Source organism: Acinetobacter sp. AOR18_HL (genome assembly GCF_027855145.1).
Lineage (GTDB): Bacteria > Pseudomonadota > Gammaproteobacteria > Pseudomonadales > Moraxellaceae > Acinetobacter > Acinetobacter pittii.
Genome location: NZ_JAKTIG010000075.1, coordinates 1 through 4,320, shown reverse-complemented (window position 1 = coordinate 4,320; position 4,320 = coordinate 1). Strand labels below are relative to the sequence as shown.

At 34.6% G+C, this 4,320-nt stretch carries 5 protein-coding genes; 4 read left to right on the top strand and 1 reads right to left on the bottom strand.

Annotated elements, in window-relative coordinates; genetic code table 11:
- Positions 1 to 938 (bottom strand): IS30-like element ISAba125 family transposase (locus MKL51_RS17895; RefSeq protein ID WP_079396101.1); only part of this gene is annotated, 938 nt, incomplete at its 3' end.
- An 82-nt stretch (positions 939 to 1,020) separates the two neighbouring features.
- On the opposite strand from MKL51_RS17895, the gene MKL51_RS17890 reads away from it, so the two are divergent.
- The 4 genes from MKL51_RS17890 to MKL51_RS17875 all read left to right on the top strand — a co-directional run bounded on the left by MKL51_RS17890 (position 1,021) and on the right by MKL51_RS17875 (position 4,278).
- Positions 1,021 to 2,220, top strand: a complete 1,200-nt coding sequence (locus tag MKL51_RS17890) for an HsdM family class I SAM-dependent methyltransferase (protein WP_228716639.1) — start codon at positions 1,021 to 1,023, stop codon at positions 2,218 to 2,220.
- Between the two features lie 14 nt (positions 2,221 to 2,234).
- Positions 2,235 to 2,660, top strand: coding sequence for a hypothetical protein (locus MKL51_RS17885; protein ID WP_019767906.1), 426 nt, complete (start codon positions 2,235 to 2,237; stop codon positions 2,658 to 2,660).
- 5 nt (positions 2,661 to 2,665) lie between these two features.
- The gene (locus MKL51_RS17880; RefSeq protein ID WP_270904380.1) at positions 2,666 to 3,049 is read left to right on the top strand and encodes a restriction endonuclease subunit S; all 384 of its coding nucleotides are present in this window, start codon (positions 2,666 to 2,668) and stop codon (positions 3,047 to 3,049) included.
- Between the two features lie 63 nt (positions 3,050 to 3,112).
- A protein-coding gene (locus tag MKL51_RS17875; RefSeq protein ID WP_085944217.1) for an IS3-like element ISAba22 family transposase occupies positions 3,113 to 4,278 on the top strand; the annotation gives its coding sequence in 2 pieces (ribosomal slippage) (positions 3,113 to 3,371 and positions 3,371 to 4,278; 1,167 coding nt in all).
- Positions 4,279 to 4,320: the final 42 nt, after the last annotated feature.

The window sequence follows — 4,320 nt, the reverse complement described above, 5'->3', positions numbered from 1 at the left end:
TTTCTAGGACGAGTATTCAGTGACATGGCAACTTGATTTAAATAATGCTGATCTGCCTGATTTAAATCAATCCCTTTAGGTAAATATTGCCTAATTAAACCATTCATATTTTCGCATGTGCCTTTTTGCCAAGGTGAATGTGGGTCACAGAAATATACATCTATGCCTAAATCTTCTTCGAGTATTTTATGTTCTGACATCTCGCGTCCACGGTCATAGGTCAACGTTTTACGCAGTTCTGCAGGTAAATATTTCAGAGCTTCAGTTAAAGCCTTGCGCACTGATTCTGCCTTTGCATCAGGTAATGTTGCCAAGATACAGAGCCGTGTATTTCGTTCAATAAGTGTTGCTATCGAACTTTTATTGTCTTTACCTTTAATTAAATCAGCTTCCCAATGACCCGGTATTTTTCTTTCTTGAACTTCGGCTGGGCGCTCATGAATAGTTTTAATATCCTGTAATATAGAATCTTTTTTAGGTTCACCGTTAGCTTTTCGCTTTTTATTTTCATGACGCAGACAGGATAATAAGTCTTTTTTCAACTCACCCTTGGGTAATGCTCGTATCGTTGAATAAATCGTTGTATGGCTTACATTCATTGTTTGATCCAAATCAGGAAATGTCTTTAAACGCTTTGCTATTTGCTGAGGAGACCATAAACAACGGATCGCTTCAACAATAAATTTCCAGAGGATTGAATCGATTTTGAGTTTTCTGTGACCACGTCTACGTCTAGCGAAGGTGTTATCAGAAGCATATCGAGCTTGATAAACGTCATTGATGCTATTTCTTTTAAGCTCACGATAGATCGTACTAGGATGTCTTTTAATGAGTTCAGCAAATTTTCTGGCTGAAAAGCCTTCTTTTCTTGACTCAAGCATTAATGCAGTACGATCTTCAAAGTTAAGATGATGGTATGACAATTTTATATACTCCATAAACCCTTTAAATTAATTAGGTGGTTTATGTCGCACTTCAAGTTTTACTCTGCCAAGCTATACGGATATTATTGCTATTGGTATGACTGGGTATAGGAATGAAAGTGGAAAAATTATTCATGAAATAGGTGTTTATTATGTTTCTAAATCCAATTTAGGTGCAGGACAAAAAGTAGGTGTATATTCAGATTTTTCTTTTTTAGCTCCACAGCATTTTGATGATTTTATTGAAAAAGTCAAAACACTAAGTTTATCTCAAGAGGATTTAGATCGGCTTAAAGCACAACGTGAACGTGAAATTGATATTAGTCTGGTTAAATTAAATAATGATATTTATCATAATGAAAAAGGGCTTGGAGAGAATGACCGCGTTTATCTTGTTGCAGCATCTATTATTGCTACACTTGGTATACCAGGAAAAGTTGCACCTTTAGAAAAGTCAGATTTGAAATCTTTAAATGAAGTAGGTAACCGTGATGGTGATATTATAATAAGAAAAATAAAAGCTTTTTTGAAAGAAAAAGAAATTCCGGAAGAAAAGAAAAATTTAATTGTTAGGACATTGGAGAACACGCTTACAACAGAAAACATTAATAAAGTTCAAAGTGGAGAGAGTCAGCTTAAACGTGTCTTTTCTAAAATTGTAGATGATTTAGGTATATATTATAAGATTGGTTTAACAACTGATTTCACTGGTAAGCTCTTCAATGAAATGTATGGGTGGTTGGGTTTTTCTCAAGATAAACTAAATGATGTAGTATTAACACCCTCTTATATAGCAACTTTACTTGTAAGATTAGCTAGAGTTAATAAAGACTCGTATGTATGGGATTTTGCTACTGGTTCAGCTGGCCTATTAGTTGCAGCAATGAATGAAATGTTAGTTGATGCAAAAAAGAAAATTACCTCCCCAGATGAACTTTATCAAAAAGAGATAGAAATTAAAGCTGAACAACTTCTAGGTCTAGAACTGCTTTCAAGTGTTTATATGTTGGCAATTTTAAATATGATTTTAATGGGAGATGGTAGCTCTAATATTTTAAATAAAGACTCATTAAATGATTTTGATGGGAAATATGGATTTGGTGATACAGATAAAAAGTTTCCGGCCGATGCGTTTGTACTAAACCCGCCTTATTCAGTTAATGGCAATGGAATGAATTTTGTGGAAAAAGCACTGGGTATGATGGAAAAAGGCTATGCAGCTATTATCATACAAGGCTCAGCAGGTTCTGGTAAAGCTATTGAATATAATAAAAGAATTTTGAAAAAAATACCCTAGTAGCAAGTATAAAAATGCCAATAGATTTATTTATAGGTAAAGCAAACGTTCAGACTTATATATATGTTTTTAAAGTTAATGAACCTCATCATCCAGATGAAATGGTAAAATTTATTGATTTTTCCAATGATGGGTATACGAGAACTAACCGTAAAAAGGCGAGTAATAATCTTAAAGATACTGATAATGCCAGAGAACGTTATGATGAGTTGGTGAAATTAGTCCGTTTTGGGAGAAGTCAACTTAAAATTTTGAGTAATAATGAATATCATGAAAATACTATAGATCCTGAAAATGGAGCGGATTGGAATCAAATAGCACCTATAGATACTAAGCCAACAATTGAGGATTTCAAAAAAACTGTTGGAGATTACTTAGCATGGGAAATTAGTAGTCTTATTAAAGGAAATATTAAGGAGAATAGTAAACTGGGAAAGTAGATACCTTGCTTAACCATAAACTAGCTGGGGTTAAGTGGGGAGAGTTTAAAATAGGTGAGCTGTTTGAAATAGGGACAGGTTCCCTTTTATCAAATAATGAATTAAAGATAGGCATGATACCAAGAATTTCAGCTAAGTCTGATAATAATGGAATATTAGGTTATTTTGATACAACTAATATTGAACATGCAAGACACTTTCAAAATTTTATAACAGTGAATTTTTTTGGTTCTGATGGAGGTATTTTTTTTCATCCATATATTGCTAGTGTTGAGATGAAAGTACATACTTTAAAAATTAATCATGTAGATATGAATAAAAAAAGTGGAAACTTTATAGCTTGTGCATTAAAACCAGCTTTAAAAGGGTTTGGATATGGGACTCAATGATGTGTGCTGAAAAAACAGGAGGTTTTAACTTGGTAAACTAAACACACTCATCAGGAGTTTACCATGAGCAAGAAACACAAGACTTACACCACAGAATTTAAAGCTGAAGCCATCAAATTAATTGAAGCCAATCAAGGCAATGTCTCGGAAACAGCTAGACAACTTAGCATTTCAATGCAAACTCTTTCAAATTGGAATACCAAAGCAAAGGCTGGAACTTTAGCAGGTACAAAACAGTATTCACCTGATCTAAACGCTCTACTCGAAGAAAATAAAAAACTCAAACAACAGCTCAAAATAGCTGAAATGGAACGTGAATTTTTAAAAAAGGCAGCAGCGTACTTTGCCAAAGAAAGTCAGTAAGGTACGCCTATATGAAACAAAAAAGATATTCTTTTCCAATTACCTTAATGGCTCGATTACTTCATGTTTCAGTTTCATGTTTTTATGATTGGCTCAAGAGAGGCGTGAGCAAAAGAACGATTCAACGAAATCAACAGACGATATTGGTGAAAATAGCCCATGAGGAGACAAGGCAGAGCTATGGTTATATTCGATTAACCAAATACTTACAAGCTCAGGGCATAAAAATGAGTATGTACGCTGTACGTCAGATAAAAGCGCTGAACCACCTGTATTGTAAGCGACACAAGCGTTTTAAAAGGACTACGAATAGTGACCATAATCGAGCGATCTATGAAAACCTGCTGGAGCAACAATTCTCAATGACTAGACCAAATCAAGCATGGTCAAGTGATATTACGTACATATGGACTGTTGAAGGATGGCTGTACTTAGCAGCGGTAAAAGACCTTTACACGAAACAAGTGGTTGGCTATAGCTTAAATGAGCGCATGACAGCACAGCTTGTTTGTAATGCGCTAAATATGGCTATTCACAATCAAAAACCAACCAAAGAACTGATTGTGCATTCAGACAGAGGAAGTCAATATTGCAGCCATGAATATCGAAATATACTTGAGCAATATGGTTTTCAAGGTTCAATGAGCAAGCGCGGAGACTGTTACGATAATGCACCGATTGAAAGCTTTTGGGGAATACTGAAAAATGAGTTAGTGCATCATTACAACTATCAAACCAGAGAAGAAGCCAAAGCAGATATTATAAAATACATTGAATTATTTTATAATCATCGAAGAATTCAAAAGGGTTTGGGTTTTAAGACACCAAATCAAATGGCCGAAGACTTTTATAAGTTGGCTGCCTAGAATCTCCCAAGGGAAAGTCTCCTGATAATTCAGCGTATATCA

What these genes read in the sequence shown, in the direction of transcription:
- MKL51_RS17885 (WP_019767906.1), top strand. Translation starts at nt 2,235, where the DNA reads ATGCCAATAGATTTATTTATAGGTAAAGCAAACGTTCAGACTTATATA.
- MKL51_RS17890 (WP_228716639.1), top strand. Translation starts at nt 1,021, where the DNA reads ATGACTGGGTATAGGAATGAAAGTGGAAAAATTATTCATGAAATAGGT.